Raw genomic sequence first — 16,324 nt, forward strand, 5'->3', positions numbered from 1 at the left:
TGCCGGCGTCAGGGCTGGGAAGCCTCGAAGCGGAAGTCCCGCTGCGTGAAGCCGTGGCGGGTGTTCGGGCCGTACCACTTGAAAAACAGGTTCTCTGCCTTGCCGTCCTGTTCCAGCGCGCCCAGCGCGGCGTTGACGGCATCGAGCAGCGCCGGTTCGTTTTTGCGCAGGCCAATGCCGACGGTCGTGGTGCTGACGCGTTCGGGCAGGATGGCGTAGTCGCTGGCCTTGGTGCCCGCCTTGGAAAGGACGCCGATCAGGCCGGATTCATCATCGACGAAACCTTCCGCCTTGCCTTGCTGCAAGGCAAGGAAAGCCTGGGGCGCGCTGTCGAAGCTCACCACGGTGACGCCAGGGACGGCTGCCTTGATGTTGTCTTCCTGGGTGCCGCCCTTGATGGTCACGACCTTGCGTCCGTCCAGTTCCGCCACGTGCTGCAAGCCGCCGCGGTTCGGCACCAGCACCTTTTGCCCGGTCACAAAGATGGGCAACGAAAAGTCGATCTGCTGCTCGCGTTCGGGAATGCGGGCCAGAGCGGCCGCGAGGATATCCACGTGTCCCTGCTGCAAGGACGGGATGCGGGCCGCCACGGCAATCTGGCGGAACACCGGCTTGACGCCCAGAGCCTGCGCGATTTCATGGCCGAGGTCGATTTCATAGCCGACCAGCTGCCGGCTTTTCGGGTCGATATAGCTGTAGGGTTCGGCCGTGCCCAGCACGCCGATGACGATTTCGCCCTTGGCGCGGATGTCATCGAGCTGGTCGGCGTGGGCGGCGGGCAGGGTCAGCAGGGAGGTCAGGGCGAAGGCCGCAGACAGGGTGAATTTGCGGATCATGCGGATAGGTTCCAGAAGGTCTGCGCCGGGATTGCGGCGGGAGAGGAATGGTACAGGCTGGCGGCACGGACGGGAAACGGCGGCGCGGCCCGCATGGTTGCCATGCGGGCCGCTGCCGGAAAGCCGTGCGCCAGGCTTAGCCGTCGATCTGATCGGTTTCCAGCTTGAAATCGCGGGATTCGAACTGAGACTTGGTGTCCGGACCGTACCACTTGAAGAAGATGCGTTCGGCTTCGCCGCTGCCTTCCAGGCCGCGCAAGGTCTCATCCACCACGGCCTTCAGGCCGGTTTCTCCCTTGCGGATTCCGAAGGCCAGGGATTCTTGGCTCAGGTTGTCCTTGAGCACCACGTAATCTTTCTTGGCATCGCCCAGCTTGGCGTAGACGCGCATCAGCGCCGCCTCGTCGTCCACGTAACCTACGCCCTTGCGCTGCTGCAGGGCCTGGAAGGCTTGCTGGCTCGTATCGAAAGTGACCACGTCCACGCCCGGCACCGCCTTGCGGATATTGGGTTCCTGCGTGCCGCCGCGGATGGTCACGACTTTGCGGCCTTCCAGGCCGGAGAGGTCGGTAATGCCGCTGTCCGCGCGCACCAGGGCCTTCTGGCCGGTCACAAAAGTGGTGACGGAGAAATCAATCAGTTCCTCGCGTTCCTTGTTGTGTGTCAGGCCGGCGGCGATCAGGTCCACATGGCCCTGTTGCAGTTCGGGAATTCGGGCCGCCACTGCCACCTGTTTGAAGACCGGCTTGACGCCGATGGCCTTGGCAACTTCGGTGGCCAGGTCCACTTCATAGCCAATGAACTGGCGGGTCTTGGGGTCGATGAAAGTCGCAGGTTCGTCCGTGCCCAGCACGCCCACGACCAACTCGCCTTTCTGCTTGATGTCATCGAGCTGGTCGGCCTGTGCCGACAGCGCGGCCAGCCCAAGCACGGAGCCAGCCAGAACGGAGAACAAACGGCGGAATTTCATCTTGCATCCCTGATTCACGTTGAGTGATTGCAAGACTATCAATAGGACGGAAAATTATGAAATCACATTTTCATATAAACAAAGGATATCTTTTTATTTGGCCTGCAGAGGGCATACGCCAGGTGTGACGCATCCCGCGCCTGTGCTGGTTTCACCTCAAAAGGGCAGGGTGCGGTCCAGGGCGACGGGCCGGGGCGGCATCAGGGAAAACCGGGAGGGCGGGCCAGGAACGAAAAAACAACGCGGGCGGTGGCTGGGAACGTTGCGGGAATATACATCTGTTGATAATAAGTATTATCATTCCATTCCTGGGCCCCCCGAAGTTTGCCTGGCCGCCAGTGGGCAATCCTGGCGCAGCGGCGGGCCCATGCCCGCCGGATTCCGCGGCTGGCGAGTTTTCCCCCTGGATTTCCCTGGAGTAAGGTACCGACAACATGGCGGGCGATATTGCGCAACGCGACCAGATCGTACATGGTCTGTACCGCGAACATCATGCCTGGCTGGTTTCGCTGTTGCGCCGGCGGCTGGGGGACAACCATCAGGCGGCCGACCTGGCGCAGGATGTGTTCGAACGCCTGTTGCGGGTCGACCTGGCGCACCTGCTGGAACCTCGCGCCTATCTCAGCACCATCGCGACGCGGTTGGTCGCTTCCCATTTCCGCCGCCGTGCGCTGGAGCAGGCCTGGGAGGAAGTCATGGCCGGCCAGCCTGAACCCTGCTGCGATTCGGTGGAAACACAGTATCTGATCCTGGAGTCATTGCTGGCGGTCTGGAAAGCCCTCGATGGGCTATCGCTGCGTACCCGCCAGATATTCCTGATGGCCCAGATAGACGGCCTGTCGCACAAGGAAATTGCGGCGCAGTTGGGCGTCACGGCCAATGCGGTGCAGAAAGCTGTTGCGCGAGGCCTGGAACAATGCTATTTCGCTGTCTATGACTTCTCCTGACAGACAAGGCACGCTATTGCGGCCCCCCGGCCCGGCGGACGAGGCGCCGCTGGAACGCGGCATCGTGCGCCAGGCGGCAGCCTGGGCTGCGCGCATACAGGCCGGTGCGGAGCAGCAGGACCAGGAGTCCTGTCGACGCTGGCGCGCGGCCGATCCCCGGCATGAAATCGCCTGGCAACGGGTGACCGGGCTGGGCGTGGCGCTGCAGGATCACCTTGGCGCTGCCGGCGGACCGCAGGTGCGAGAAGTACTGGGCCGGGCGCAGCATCGCGCAGCGCGCCGGGGCCTGCTGCGCGGCGTGACCGGTGCAGCCGCGCTGGCTGCCATCTGGTATGGCGCCGGGCCGGTGCGCCAGACGTCCGCGATCTGGCTGGCGGATGCCAGCAGCGCACCCGGCGAGCGCCGCATCCTGGAACTGGATGATGGCACGCTGCTGTATCTGAACACGCGTTCTGCGGTGGATGTGAACTACACCGCAACCGCTCGCAGCGTCACCCTGCTGCAGGGGGAAATCCTGATCGAAACGGCCGTGGATCTGCAAGGGCGGCCCTTTTTCGTGCAGACGGCCAATGCTGTCCTGCAACCCGTGGGAACGCGTTTCGTGGTGCGCGAACGCGCCGGCATGCATTACGACCTCACCGTGCTGCAAGGCGCGGTGGACTGGCTGCCGCTGCCGGCGGACGGACGCGCGGCCTTGCGGGTGCACGCGGGCGAACGCCTGGCCTTCGGTGCCGGGGGCGCGCAAACCCCGGAGCCGGCGCAGCGCAATGCCGCCGCCTGGGAGCGCGGCATGATTGTGGCCGACAACATGCCCCTGGCCGACTTCCTGGTGGAACTGGGGCGTTATCGCCGTGGCTGGCTGCGCTGCGATCCGGCCATTGCCAGCCTGCCTGTCGTCGGAGTGTTTTCCGTGGAAGATACCGATGCTTCCTTGTTGCTTCTGTCGCAGATCCTGCCGGTCCAGGTGCGCCATCGTTCCCGTTTCTGGGTCACAGTGGAAAGTTTGCCGAGCTGATTGTAAGAGTTGTAAGCAATACGGCGGATTTCCGTCCTTCAAGCGACAACCCTGCTGAAGCGCCCGGACACCACATGGGCGCCAGCAACCGTTTTGATGGGATGCCGTAGCCATGCCAGTTACTTTTCTTCCTCGTCTCACTGTGACGCGGGCGTGCCTGATCACTGTTTTCCTGGGGATGGGACATTTGCCCGGTCCAGGCGTTTCCGTAGCTGTTGCGGCGGAAGCCGCGCCGGCCGCTGCACTGCTGGATTTCAGCATTGCCCCTGGCCGCCTTAATGAGGTGCTGGGCCAGTTCGGGCAGCAGGCCGGCGTCATGGTGGGCAGCGCGCCGGCCCTGACGCAGGGAGTGAGCAGCCCCGGCCTGCAAGGGCGTTACTCGGCGGCCGATGGCTTGGGGCGCCTGCTCTCCGGTACCGGCCTGGAAGCGCGCCAGCTTGAGGATGGCAGTTTCCTGTTGCGCGCCGCTCCCCAGGCGAGTGACACGGCGGTGCTGGATACTGTCGTCGTGACAGGGGATGATCTGTCTCCCAAGGACGAGGCTTACCGCAAGGCGGGTTCATCCAGCTACATTTCGCGCGACGACATCGAACGTTTCCGCGGAACCTCGGTGGGCGATATCTTCAAGGGCACGCCTGGCGTGCTGGTGGGCGAGAATCGCAACAGCGGCGGCCTGGATATCAATATCCGCGGCATGCAGGGCCAGGGCCGCGTACCGGTGCTGATCGACGGCGCACGCCAGGAAACGACGGTCTACCGTGGCTACTCCGGCGTGTCGTCACGCAGCTATGTCGATCCTGATCTGATCGGTGGCATCCAGATCGACAAGGGCGTGACCATGACGGCGCAAAGCACGGGCGCCATTGGCGGCATGGTCAGTATGCGCACGCTGGAGGCGGCAGATATCGTCAAGGACGGTGAAACCTTTGGCATCCGCATGCGCGGTAGTGCCATCGGCAACAACAGCGGTTCACCAGTGGACCCGGGCACGCAATCGGGCTACCGCTCGGTGGGCGGGCTGCTGGGCGGCGTGACGGAATACCGGCAGGATTGCGCCAGCGCCTGGCTGTGCCAGGGGTCGGACGTGGCCCAGCTGTATCCCACCGACGACACCATGGACCGCCCCGGTACCTTCACGCCGAAAAGCTATGCCGGCAGCATCGCCATTGCCAAGCGCTTCGAGAAACTGGACCTGGTGGCTGCCTACGCGCACCGCGAGCAGGGCAATTACTACGCCGGCAAGCATGGTCAGACCCCCTGGCTGGACCTGAGCGAGAAGTACAATCGCGGTTTCTACACCCAGGTGGTGCCCAAGCTGGAAGGCGCTTCGCGGTTTCGCGGCGAAGAGCTGATCGTCAACAGCAACTACAAGAGCAATTCGACGCTGCTCAAGGCCAAGACCTGGCTGCCGGCCGACCAGGAGCTGGAACTGGGCTTCATGCGCTACGACAGTTCCTACGGGCAGCTGATGCCCTCGCAGCTGATCTGGTTCGGTAATGCCGAGCAGACGGAGAACAGCGAGGTCACGGTCAAGACCTATACCTCGCGCTACCGCTGGAATCCCCTGGACAATGACCTGATCGACGTACGCCTGAATGCCTGGCTGACGGACACCGACACGCTCAACCGCAACTACTCGGAAACGATAGGGCAGGTTTCAGGTGGTTCGCTCAATGGCCGCGAGAAATACAAGCGGCGCGGCGTGGATCTCACCAATTCCATGATGTTCTATCGCCTGGGCAGCATCCGCCTGGATTACGGTGCGTCGGTACAGTGGGAAAAAATCGGTTCCCATGCGCTGGGTGACGACCAGGGGACAAATAATGGCTTCTTCCGTGACGGCAAGCGCACCGAATATGGCCTGTTCACCTCGCTGCAATGGAAGCCGGTGGACAGCCTGACGCTGGACGCGGGGCTGCGCTATACGCGCTTCCGTGTTCAGGACGACAACGCCATCGAGATCGACGAAGAAAGTGCGTTCTGCGTGGATGCGGACAACGACGGTCGTTGCGACCCGGTGTTCTACAGCAACCGCAAGACGGGCGTCACACCCAGTCTCAGCGCAACCTGGGAATTCACCAACGGCTGGCAGCTCTATGGCCTGTATGCCGAGGCGATCCGCATGCCCAGCCTGTTCGAAAGCTCCAGCGGGTTTTCCGTGACGCCCACGCTGGATGCCGACCTCAAGCCGGAACATGCCTACAACCGTGAATTCGGCCTGAACATCTTCCAGGATGGCGTGCTGGCGTCGAACGATCACCTGCGCCTGAAATTCGCCTATTTCCGCAATACCGTGCGCAATTACCTCACGCGCACCATCAGCAATACCTGGGAAGATACCTCGACCGGGCAGAACTCTTTCTGGCGTATGCGTAATATCGACCGCGCCACCTTCAATGGCCTGGAAGTCAGCGGCTCCTATGACCTGGGCTTTTTGTTCACGGATTTTGGCGCTACTCGCTATACCAAGATCGAAACCTGCCTGACGGGCAGCTACCGCCGCTATGCCTGCACGGATTACGGTATTGCCAACAGCTACATCAACAATATGATTCCGCCCAAGTGGCACGCCACGGCCACTATCGGCACGCGTCTGTTCGATCAGCGCCTGACGATGGGCGTGCGCGGTACCTTCATGGGCAAGCGCAATCCGGTGCCGGAAAACAATAACCAGGCGTCCAGCAACATCGGCCTGGCCTCGACTGCGCCGGTGGAATGGCATGCGTACAAGGTGTTCGATCTGTTCGCGTCCTACAAGGTGAACGACAGCCTCAGCGTGGATTTCAACATCGACAACTTCACCGACCGTTATTACCTGGATGCACTGAGCCTCGGGCTGGTGCCGGCGCCCGGCCGCACCGCGCGCTTGAGCGCCACGGTTTCCTTCTGATTTGCAGCGCTTCGATTTTTCCAAGGGGCCGCAAGCCCCGGGAGGCTAGTTTTTATGAGTTCCATATTCAAACATTCCATGGCCGGGCTGGGCATGGCGCTGTTCCTGGCCGCCTGCGGCGGGGGCGGAGATGGCGGCAGTGCCGCGCCCAGTGTCAGCATCAGCGCCGACAAGACCTTGGTCGAAGTGGGGCAGACCGTCAAGCTAACGAGCAGCACCGATGCTGGCGGTTCGCCCGCCTATGCCTGGAAGCTGCGCAGCTTCCCGCCCGCAAGCAAGGCGGTGCTGGCCACGACTGACCAGCCGGGCAGCGCCATCACGCCGGATCGCGTCGGGGATTATGTCGTCGGGCTGAACATCACGGACGGGCAGCGCGGCGCAGAGGCGCAAGTGACGGTGACGGCGTTCAGCAAGGAACCCACGGCCAATGCCGGCGAGGATATCGCCACCTTGCCAGGACCGGTGCAATTGGACGGTTCCGGCAGCCAGCCGCCTTACCAGGGCGACCCGACCCGGCTGATGTATTCCTGGGTATTGGTAACGGTGCCCGAAGGCAGCACGGCCAGCATTGACGACGCCACGCAGGTGCAGCCTCGCTTCACGGCCGACAAGACCGGGGACTACAAGGCTGCGTTGACGGTGCGCTATGGCGATATGGTCAGTGCGGTGGACGAAGTCGATATCAAGGTCGTGGCGGCCAATGTGCCGCCAGTGGCCGTCATCAGCCAGGACGGCCAGTCCGTCAATGGCAAGACGCTGATGGTTGTGCGGGGCCAGCCGGTGACGCTGAGCGCTGAACTGAGCACGGATCCGGATCATCCCGGCGAGACCGGCCACCTGCAATACCGCTGGGATTTCCAGGGCAACGGCAATTCCAACGGTTTGCCTATCGGCTCGGAAGCCTCCATGCAGGGCGAGCGCACGGTGACCATGACGTTCACGCCCGATGTCGCCGCGACCTATTACGTTACGCTCTATGTCTATGACGGCGTGACGCGTTCCTCGACCATGCTGGGCCTGCGTGCGCAGCCGCCGGAGGGGGCGGAAAACATGCCGCCGGTTCTGGCGTCGCCGTTGCCGCCTTCGGGCAACAACACCTATGAGATCGAACGCAGCAACCAGAAAGTGATCTTCACGAGCGATCGCGCTGCCTTCGATCCTGATGGCGACAGCTATGTCTATGAATGGACCTGGGTGTCCTATCCCTCGGGCTTTGACCCGGTGGCCGATTCCACATTGAGCACGTCCTATTGGGACAGCGGTTTCATTCCCAAGGTGGACGGCGACTACGTCATCGAGGCGCGCCTCAAGGACAGCAAGGGCGCCTACAGCAATACCGTGCGCCAGACTTACACGGTGATGCTGGGCGCCAACCATGCGCCGCGCGCCGAGGCCAGCAGTGCGACCGGCAATACGAACTTCATGGTGGGCGAAAAGGCTTCGCTTTCCGGTAGCAACAGTTCTGATGTGGATGGCAACCGCCTGGTATTCCGCTGGGAGCTGCTGGATCGGCCGGATGGCAGCGAGGCCGCTTTTGACAATGCGAAGGTGGAAAGGCCGCTGTTGATGCTGGACAAGCCGGGCTATTACACGGCGCGCCTGACGGTCACTGACGAGTGGGGCTTTCCGAACTACTACGCCAATAACCGTCCGAACTACATCACCATCAAGGCGAAGTCCGAAAACCATGCCCCGGTAGTCCGGCCTACGCTGGACCAGCCGTATACCGCGGAACAGCCTCTGGTCCTGGGCGTGCGGGAACGGCGCAAGTACACCAGCGGGGTGACCAATGTGACGGAAGACGTGGTGGTGTACAACTCGTTCTCGGTCGACGCCAATGCCTACGACCCGGATGGCGATACCATGACCTATCTGTGGAATCTCACGGGGGAACCGTCGGGCCACCAGTTCGCCTTCGCCTCCGACGCTGCGTGCCAGAATGGCCGTACCGCTTCGGATGCCTCGCTGGCTGCGGCGGGCAAGACCCTGATGCAGTATTGGGCGGAAATCCTGGAAGCGCGCAGCTGGTCGTGCGCCAAGCAGACCTTGGCGCCTACCATGCCAGGCAACTACTTGATGGAGGCATTGGTGTACGACGGTTCCATCACCGTCGGGCCTTACACCCTGAGCGTGCCGGCCGTGGATAGGGCCCACTTCCCGACCCTGCTGCTGGAGCAGCTGAAGACGCTGGAGTCGGCCGACGAAACCGAATTGAGTCAGCGTGCCCTGCCCAACAAACAGCAGAACTACGTGAACCGCTATTCTTTCTCGGAGAACTTTGATCCCGATGTCAGCTATTACCGCCTGACAGCCTTCGACAAGGATTACAAGATAGAGAACCTGAAGGCTGTATCCGATGCGGCCGATTTCAGTGCAATCTTCGAGGGGCTGGAAAATGGCCAGATCATCCGCAAGGGGGAATCCGTCGTGTTCCGCCTGCAGCTGCAGCGGGACAATCCGAATGCGGAGATGATTTTCAACGCAACGCTGCTGTGGTCCTTCGAGATCGCCGGCCGTCCGGACTGGAACTTCAGCTACACCGGCTGGTTGACCTATATGTAAGCCGGCAAGTCTTGTCGGCCGGGTTCCGGTACGCCATGGTGATGGGGCGTACCGGAATGGCCGCCTAGCCGGCCGCCAGCGGGTAGGGCGAGAAGCTGCCCAGGTCCTCGCTGACGGCCAGCTTCCCGCCGATGTACGGAAAGGCCCGCTGCGGACAGGCGGGCCGTTCACAGACTTTGCAACCCATGCCTATGGGCGTGGGCGCCTGGGGGTCATGCAGATCCAGTCCTTGTGCATATACCAGACGGTGCGCATGTTCGATGTCACACCCCAGGGCCACGGCAAACATTTTTTCAGGCTGGCCGAAGCCGCCAGTCTGGTGTGACACGGTACGGGCGATCCAGAGATAGACGCGGCCATCCGGCATGCGCGCCAGCTGTCGCAGAATGCGGCCGGGATGGGAAAACGCTTCATACACGTTCCACAGCGGACAGGTGCCGCCTATGCGTGAAAAATGGAAATGCGCGGCCGACTGGCGCTTGGAAATATTGCCGGCCCGGTCTACCCGGATAAAGAAAAAGGGCACGCCGGTGGCATCCGGCCGCTGCATGGTGCTGAGGCGATGGCAGATGGTCTCGAAGCTGACGCCGAATTGTTGTCCGAGCAGATCAATGTCGTAGCGCAAGGCTTCGGCGGCAGCCAGGAAGCGGCCGTAAGGCAGGATCAGCGCACCAGCGAAATAATTGGCCAGGCCCAGGCGTACCAGGCGGCGGACTTCGGCGCCGGAAAATCGGGGTGCTTCTGACATCCGGCGCAGGGTATCGTCCATTTCCAGGAAAGCCAGTTGCGTGGCCAGCTGGAAGGCCTGCTGGCCCGGTGCCAGGGCGGGTGACAGAGACAGCTCGCCGGTCCTGGCATCCAGCCTGCGCTGCAGGCCAGGACCGGGAGAATGCAGACGCACCGTGATGGCGTGGCGCGCCTGCAGACGCGCGGCAAGGCGGTCCGCGAGCTGCTGCGGGTGGCAGTCGGCCAGTTCCCATTCGTCGAAACACTGTTCGGCGCGGCGATCCAGTTCGGTGAAGTGATTGTGATGGGTGAAAAAGAAATCCCGCACTTCCTCGTAGGGCTGGTCGGGGGCCGCCAGCGCCCGGCCGCGGTCGCCGGCATCGTCGCCCGCCAGTACTTCGGCCATGCTGTCCAGGCGTTCCAGGGCTTCGCGATGGCGCCGGTGCAACTGGATCAGCACGCGCCCGACCGCGGGCATGTTCGCTGCGATTTCACGGATTTCCGCGAGAGAAATACGGGCGTCGTCGGTACCGCCCACGGCCGAGGCAGGCAGGCTGGCCGTCACCTCGCGCAAAGCGGCGACCATGCGTGCTTCGCCGTCATCGGAAAAGCTCTGAACGTCCACGCCCAGGACTTCGTTCAGGCGCAGCAACACCGGCATGGTGAGGGGGCGCTGGTTTTTTTCAAGCTGGTTCAGGTAGCTGGGAGACAGCCCCAGCGTGCGCGCCAGCGCTGCCTGCGTCATGCCGTGCTCTTCACGCAGCCGGCGCAGCCGTACGCCCATGAAAACCTTACGCATACCTGTACCTATCCCTGAAAGCCATTTAAGCCGGCATTTTATTCGCAAGATTCGCAAAAGTGGCATTCAGGGTACGCCGATTTTCGCCTTGTAAAGGATGACATGGCGGGGTGGCTTGCGTAGACTGCAAATAAAAATTCAGCGATTCCGCCCAGTCAGCGGCACTGACCGCCAGGAACAAGAGGAGAGCAAAAATGAGTGAAGAAACGACTTCCACAGGCTTCAAGCCCAAGAAATCCGTGGCACTGTCCGGCATCGTGGCGGGCAATACCGCCTTGTGTACGGTAGGTCGCAGCGGCAACGACCTGCACTATCGCGGCTACGACATCCTGGACCTCGCCAATGGTAGCGAATTCGAAGAAATCGCCTACCTGCTGGTGCATGGCAAATTGCCCAGCCAGGCCGAACTGACCGCCTACAAGACCAAGCTGAAAAGCCTGCGTGGCCTGCCGGTGCAGGTACGTGCCGTGCTGGAGGCACTGCCCGCCGCTGCGCACCCCATGGACGTCATGCGTACCTACGTGTCGGCGTTGGGCACGGTGCAGCCGGAAAAGGACGACCACAACCTGCCGGGCGCTCGCGATATCGCCGATAAGCTCCTGGCTTCGCTGGGGTCCGCGTTGCTGTACTGGTACCACTACGCCAACAATGGCCGTCGCATCGAAGTGGAAACCGACGATGATTCCATTGGCGGCCACTACCTGCACCTGCTGCATGGCAAGACACCGCCTGCATCCTGGGTCGAGGCCATGCACACCAGCCTGATCCTGTACGCAGAGCACGAGTTCAATGCCTCGACGTTCGCCTGCCGCGTCATCACGGGCACGGGCGCGGACCTGTACTCGGCGATTACCGGGGCCATTGGCGCGCTGCGCGGCCCCAAGCATGGCGGCGCCAACGAAGTCGCCTTTGAAATCCAGAATCGCTATGCCACCCCTGACGAAGCCGAGGCCGACATCCGCGCCCGTGTGGAACGCAAGGAAGTCGTGATCGGCTTCGGCCACCCGGTTTATACCGTCAGCGATCCGCGCAACAAGGTCATCAAGGAAGTGGCGCGCCAGCTGTCCGGCGAAGCCGGCACGCTGCGCCTGTTCGACATTGCCGAGCGCCTCGAAAGCGTCATGTGGGACGCCAAGAAAATGTTCCCCAATCTGGACTGGTTCAGCGCCGTGAGCTATCACATGATGGGCGTTCCTACCGCGCACTTCACGCCGCTGTTCGTGTTGGCCCGTACTGCGGGCTGGAGCGCGCATGCGATCGAACAGCGCCAGGACGGCAAGATCATCCGCCCCAGCGCCAATTACATCGGCCCGGAAGACCAGGTCTTCGTGCCGTTGGCAAAGCGCGGCTGAGCGCCAGCCGCCTTGCCCCAGCCGGCCTGCATGGGCCGGCATTTTTTACCCATACTTTCTGACAGACGAGAAGCGCCATGTCCGCACACATTTCCAACGTCCGCCCCGAACCCGATCAGGTCCTGGTCGATATTGCCGATTACGTCATCAACTATCGCATCGAGTCGTCGCTGGCCTATGAAACCGCACGCAACTGCCTGATCGACACCTTGGGTTGCGGGCTGGAAGCCCTGGAATATCCGGCTTGCCGCAAGCTGCTCGGGCCGATCGTGCCCGGCACCATCGTGCCGCATGGCGCCAAGGTACCGGGCACGCAGTTCCAACTGGACCCGGTGCAGGCCGCCTTCAATATCGGCGCCATGATCCGCTGGCTGGATTTCAACGACACCTGGCTGGCGGCGGAGTGGGGCCATCCCAGTGACAACCTGGGTGGCATTCTTGCGACGGCCGACTGGATCAGCCGCAACCGCGTGGCTCAGGGCAAGACGCCGCTGAAAATGCGTGACGTGCTGACGGGTATGATCAAGGCCCATGAAATCCAAGGCGTCATCGCTTTGGAAAATTCCTTCAACAAGGTGGGCCTGGATCACGTGGTGCTGGTCAAGGTGGCTTCGACAGCTGTCGTCGCGGAAATGCTGGGCCTGTCGCGTGACGAAATCATCAATGCGGTATCGCTGGCCTGGGTCGATGGCCAGTCGCTGCGCACCTACCGCCATGCGCCCAACGCCGGCAGCCGCAAGAGCTGGGCCGCGGGTGATGCCACCAGCCGTGCGGTGCGCCTGGCGCTCATCGCCAAAACCGGCGAAATGGGCTATCCCAGCGTGTTGACGGCCAAGACCTGGGGCTTCTACGACGTGCTCTTCAAGGGCCAGCCCTTCAAGTTCCAGCGCAGCTATGGTTCGTATGTCATGGAAAACGTGCTGTTCAAGATCAGCTTCCCTGCGGAGTTCCACAGCCAGACGGCAGTCGAGGCAGCAGTCACGCTGCATGGCAAGCTCAAGGCGGCCGGCAAGTCGATCGAGGACATTCGCAAGATCACCATTCGCACGCATGAGGCCTGCATCCGCATCATCGACAAACAGGGCCCGCTCAACAACCCGGCCGACCGCGATCACTGCATCCAGTACATGGTTGCCGTGCCGTTGATCCATGGCAACCTGGTGGCAGCGCACTATGAAGATGCCTTCGCACAATCCGACGAACGCATCGACGCGCTGCGCGCCAAGATCCACTGCGAGGAAGACCCGCAGTTCACCGCGGATTACCATGACCCGGAAAAGCGCAGCATCGCCAACGCGCTGACCGTGGAATTCAATGACGGCAGCCGCCTGGACGAGGTCGTGGTGGAGTACCCCATTGGCCACAAGCGCCGCCGCGGGCAGGGCATCCCCCTGCTGGAAGCCAAGTTCCGCACCAACCTGGCGCGCCAGTTCCCGGCACGCCAGCAGGAAGCCATCCTGGCGGTGAGCCTGGACCAGGCGAAGCTGGAGGACATCCCGGTCAACGAATACGTTGACCTCTACGTCATCTGAGCGGCCTGCGGCAGGGCCGTGACCGCAGGAGAATGCCGGCAGCACCCCGCCAGTCCCCACGGCTGGCGCCGGGTCACCGGCCATGCCGGGCGCGGCGGGGATCGAGATACCCTCGCCGCGCCCGGAACGGCGGCGCAGGACCGGTCTGGATGGCGGGCCTGTGCGGCGAGCAATCGAAGGAGTCTATCAATGAGTCAGGCATCATCCCCCAGGAAGCAGTTGCGCGCGCTGGCCGAGGCTCGCCGCGGCATCATCGTGCCGGGCGCGTTCAACGCCTTGTCGGCCCGCGTTATTGCGGACCTTGGATTCGAGGCCATCTACATCACCGGCGCGGGTGTGACCAACATGAGTTTCGGCTTGCCGGACCAGGGCTTCATGGGCCTGAGCGACATCGCCGAGCACACCGCGCGCATCCGTGACGCGGTCGAGGTGCCGCTGCTGGTGGATGCGGATACGGGCTTTGGCAATGCACTCAATACCTACCACGCGGTACGTACGCTGGAGCGTGCGGGCGCGGACTGCATTCAATTGGAAGACCAGGTCAGCCCCAAGCGCTGTGGCCACTTCTCCGGCAAGGAAGTCATTGCCGCCGATGAAATGGTCGGCAAGATCAAGGCAGCTGTCGATGCCCGCCGCGACCCGGATTTCCTGGTCATGGCGCGTACCGATGCCCGTAGTACGCATAGCTTCGAGGAAACCCTGGAGCGTGCCGGACGCTATGCCGAAGCTGGCGCCGACATCCTGTTTGTCGAGGCGCTGGAGACCCAGGAAGAGGTCCGTCGCCTGCCTGAGCTGGTCGATAAACCGCAGCTCATGAACCTGGTCATCGGCGGAAAAACTCCGATTTTCAATGCCACGGAACTGGGCGGGCTGGGTTTTGCGTTCGTGCTCTATGCCAATGCGGCTCTGCAAGGGGCGGTGGCCGGCATGCAGAAAGCGCTGACGGTGCTGCGCGATGAAAAGGAAGTGCAGGAAGATCCCGCCCTGGTCACTCCGTTCCTGGAACGCCAGCGCCTGGTGAACAAGCCTTTCTGGGACGGCTTGGAGAAAAAATACAGCTGAGGCAGGAGGGCGGCCGCCATTGCTGTTCGCCCTTGAAAGCCGGACCGCCACGAGTTGGCGGTCCGGCTTTTACTTTTCAGGGGCCTGGCCAGGGGCGAGGTTTCAGAACTGTCGCAGGTCATCCGGCATGATGGCGCCAGGCAGGTTCTGGTATGCCACAGGGCGCAGGAAGCGGCGTATCGACAAGGTGCCTACCGATGTTGCACCGAAGTTGGTGCTGGCAGGATAGGGGCCGCCATGCACCATGCTGTCGACGACTTCCACGCCGGTAGGAAAGCCATTGACCAGAATGCGGCCGGCCTTGCGCTCCAGGATGGGCAGTAGTGCGTGCGCCAATGCCGTGTCGTCGTCATCCATCTGCAGCGTGGCGGTCAGCTGGCCTTCCAGCTGGCGGGCGAGCCGTGTCATGTCCTGGTCGTTGCTTGCACGTACCACCAGGCCCAGGGGGCCGAAAACTTCATGCGCCAGGGTGGGGGCAGCCAGGAAATCCTGCGCGCAGACCTCATAGAGGTTCGGGCTGGCGCTGCGCCCGCTGCTGCCGCTGACGTAGACCTCGCGCACGGCGGGATGTTGCTCGAAACGCTGCTTGCCGTGGCAGTAGGCATCGGCAATGCCGCTGGTCAGCATGGTCTGGGGGCCGATATTCGCCAGGGCGCTGGCCGTGGCATTCACAAAGGCATCTCCCTGCGGGCCAGTGCTGACGATGGCAATGCCGGGGTTGGTGCAGAACTGGCCGGCTCCCAGGGTCAAGGATGCCGCCCAGCCCTGCGCCAGTTCTGCGCCCCTGGCGTGCAGAGCGGCGGGCAGGATGAACATGGGGTTGACGGAGCCCAGTTCGCCGAAAAACGGAATGGGTTCGGGGCGCTGGGCGCAGAGATCAAAGAGCGCCCGGCCGCCTGCCTGTGAGCCGGTGAATCCGACGGCAAGAATCAGCGGGTGCTGGACCAGGGCGGCGCCAGTCGCCGGCCCGCCGTCCTGGATCAGCGAAAAAATCCCGGGTGGCATGTTGGTGCGCTGAATGGCGGCGAGGATGGCCTGCGCGACAATTTCACCGGTACCGGGATGGGCGGGATGGCCCTTGACCACGACCGGGCAACCTGCTGCCAGAGCTGCCGCCGTGTCGCCCCCGGCCACGGAAAAGGCGAGGGGAAAATTAGAGGCTCCGAACACGGCAACAGGCCCGACCGGGCGTTGCATCATGCGAATTTCGGGGCGTGCTTGCGGTTGGCGTTCCGGTTGGGCTTCATCGAGGCGCCGGTCCAGGTATTCGCCTTTCAGTATGTGCCGGGCGAACAGTCGCAACTGGCCGGTGGTGCGGCCGCGTTCGCCATTGAGGCGGGCTTCAGGCAGCCCGGTTTCCTGGCTGCCAATGGCCGTGATATCGGCGCCGCGAGCCTCGATTTCATCTGCGATGGCTTCGAGCAGGGCAGCCCGGTCCTGGCGGCTGCTGGCTGCATAGGCCGGGAAGGCGGCTTCGGCGGCCTGGCAGGCACGGTCCACCAGTTCAGGCGAGCCTGTGGAAAAACGGTACGACGGGCCGTGGGCCGGGCTGCTCTGGAAGGCGTCAGTGGTGGCGACCCATTCTCCGGCGATCAGATGCTTGCCGTGCGGGGTGAAAGTCATGGTCATCCTT

At 62.8% G+C, this 16,324-nt stretch carries 11 protein-coding genes; 7 read left to right on the top strand and 4 right to left on the bottom strand.

The features are described 5' to 3' along the window. Window positions 1-8: 8 nt before the first annotated feature. Window positions 9-836 (bottom strand): ABC transporter substrate-binding protein, encoded by an 828-nt coding sequence (locus tag EV679_RS04940; protein WP_068366724.1) that lies wholly within the window; start codon window positions 834-836, stop codon window positions 9-11. Window positions 837-972: 136 nt separating this feature from the next. Continuing rightward, window positions 973-1,806, bottom strand: a complete 834-nt coding sequence (locus EV679_RS04945) for an ABC transporter substrate-binding protein (protein WP_068366721.1) — start codon at window positions 1,804-1,806, stop codon at window positions 973-975. A 434-nt stretch (window positions 1,807-2,240) separates the two neighbouring features. Between EV679_RS04945 and EV679_RS04950 the strand changes: the two genes are divergently transcribed. The 4 genes from EV679_RS04950 to EV679_RS04965 all read left to right on the top strand — a co-directional run bounded on the left by EV679_RS04950 (window position 2,241) and on the right by EV679_RS04965 (window position 9,220). Then, the gene (locus EV679_RS04950) at window positions 2,241-2,753 is read left to right on the top strand and encodes a sigma-70 family RNA polymerase sigma factor (protein WP_068366718.1); all 513 of its coding nucleotides are present in this window, start codon (window positions 2,241-2,243) and stop codon (window positions 2,751-2,753) included. Further along, the gene (locus EV679_RS04955) at window positions 2,740-3,768 is read left to right on the top strand and encodes a FecR domain-containing protein (RefSeq protein ID WP_165389950.1); all 1,029 of its coding nucleotides are present in this window, start codon (window positions 2,740-2,742) and stop codon (window positions 3,766-3,768) included. Before EV679_RS04950 ends, EV679_RS04955 begins: the two co-directional genes overlap by 14 nt. Before the next feature lie 112 nt (window positions 3,769-3,880). Then, window positions 3,881-6,658 (top strand): TonB-dependent receptor, encoded by a 2,778-nt coding sequence (locus tag EV679_RS04960; protein ID WP_242611421.1) that lies wholly within the window; start codon window positions 3,881-3,883, stop codon window positions 6,656-6,658. 54 nt (window positions 6,659-6,712) lie between these two features. Continuing rightward, window positions 6,713-9,220, top strand: a complete 2,508-nt coding sequence (locus EV679_RS04965; RefSeq protein ID WP_130486606.1) for a PKD domain-containing protein — start codon at window positions 6,713-6,715, stop codon at window positions 9,218-9,220. A gap of 64 nt (window positions 9,221-9,284) precedes the next feature. Here EV679_RS04965 and EV679_RS04970 read toward each other — a convergent pair whose 3' ends face one another. After that, complete coding sequence (locus EV679_RS04970) at window positions 9,285-10,745, bottom strand: short-chain fatty acyl-CoA regulator family protein (RefSeq protein WP_068366707.1); 1,461 nt, start codon at window positions 10,743-10,745, stop codon at window positions 9,285-9,287. Between the two features lie 194 nt (window positions 10,746-10,939). Between EV679_RS04970 and prpC the strand changes: the two genes are divergently transcribed. From prpC to EV679_RS04985, 3 genes are all read left to right on the top strand, one after another. Next, complete coding sequence (gene prpC, locus EV679_RS04975; RefSeq protein WP_068366704.1) at window positions 10,940-12,097, top strand: bifunctional 2-methylcitrate synthase/citrate synthase; 1,158 nt, start codon at window positions 10,940-10,942, stop codon at window positions 12,095-12,097. Between the two features lie 77 nt (window positions 12,098-12,174). Continuing rightward, on the top strand, window positions 12,175-13,629 hold the full coding sequence (locus tag EV679_RS04980) for a bifunctional 2-methylcitrate dehydratase/aconitate hydratase (protein ID WP_130486607.1): 1,455 nt from the start codon (window positions 12,175-12,177) through the stop codon (window positions 13,627-13,629). 189 nt (window positions 13,630-13,818) lie between these two features. Next, complete coding sequence (locus EV679_RS04985) at window positions 13,819-14,691, top strand: isocitrate lyase/PEP mutase family protein (protein WP_127775019.1); 873 nt, start codon at window positions 13,819-13,821, stop codon at window positions 14,689-14,691. A gap of 102 nt (window positions 14,692-14,793) precedes the next feature. Here EV679_RS04985 and EV679_RS04990 read toward each other — a convergent pair whose 3' ends face one another. Then, the gene (locus EV679_RS04990) at window positions 14,794-16,314 is read right to left on the bottom strand and encodes an aldehyde dehydrogenase (NADP(+)) (protein ID WP_130486608.1); all 1,521 of its coding nucleotides are present in this window, start codon (window positions 16,312-16,314) and stop codon (window positions 14,794-14,796) included. Window positions 16,315-16,324 lie beyond the last annotated feature (10 nt).

Source organism: Kerstersia gyiorum (assembly GCF_004216755.1).
GTDB lineage: Bacteria > Pseudomonadota > Gammaproteobacteria > Burkholderiales > Burkholderiaceae_B > Kerstersia > Kerstersia gyiorum.

What these genes read in the sequence shown, in the direction of transcription:
- EV679_RS04945 (WP_068366721.1), bottom strand. Translation starts at nt 1,806, where the DNA reads ATGAAATTCCGCCGTTTGTTCTCCGTTCTGGCTGGCTCCGTGCTTGGG.
- EV679_RS04970 (WP_068366707.1), bottom strand. Translation starts at nt 10,745, where the DNA reads ATGCGTAAGGTTTTCATGGGCGTACGGCTGCGCCGGCTGCGTGAAGAG.
- EV679_RS04985 (WP_127775019.1), top strand. Translation starts at nt 13,819, where the DNA reads ATGAGTCAGGCATCATCCCCCAGGAAGCAGTTGCGCGCGCTGGCCGAG.
- EV679_RS04990 (WP_130486608.1), bottom strand. Translation starts at nt 16,314, where the DNA reads ATGACTTTCACCCCGCACGGCAAGCATCTGATCGCCGGAGAATGGGTC.
- EV679_RS04980 (WP_130486607.1), top strand. Translation starts at nt 12,175, where the DNA reads ATGTCCGCACACATTTCCAACGTCCGCCCCGAACCCGATCAGGTCCTG.
- EV679_RS04955 (WP_165389950.1), top strand. Translation starts at nt 2,740, where the DNA reads ATGACTTCTCCTGACAGACAAGGCACGCTATTGCGGCCCCCCGGCCCG.
- EV679_RS04950 (WP_068366718.1), top strand. Translation starts at nt 2,241, where the DNA reads ATGGCGGGCGATATTGCGCAACGCGACCAGATCGTACATGGTCTGTAC.
- EV679_RS04965 (WP_130486606.1), top strand. Translation starts at nt 6,713, where the DNA reads ATGAGTTCCATATTCAAACATTCCATGGCCGGGCTGGGCATGGCGCTG.
- EV679_RS04940 (WP_068366724.1), bottom strand. Translation starts at nt 836, where the DNA reads ATGATCCGCAAATTCACCCTGTCTGCGGCCTTCGCCCTGACCTCCCTG.
- prpC (WP_068366704.1), top strand. Translation starts at nt 10,940, where the DNA reads ATGAGTGAAGAAACGACTTCCACAGGCTTCAAGCCCAAGAAATCCGTG.
- EV679_RS04960 (WP_242611421.1), top strand. Translation starts at nt 3,881, where the DNA reads ATGCCAGTTACTTTTCTTCCTCGTCTCACTGTGACGCGGGCGTGCCTG.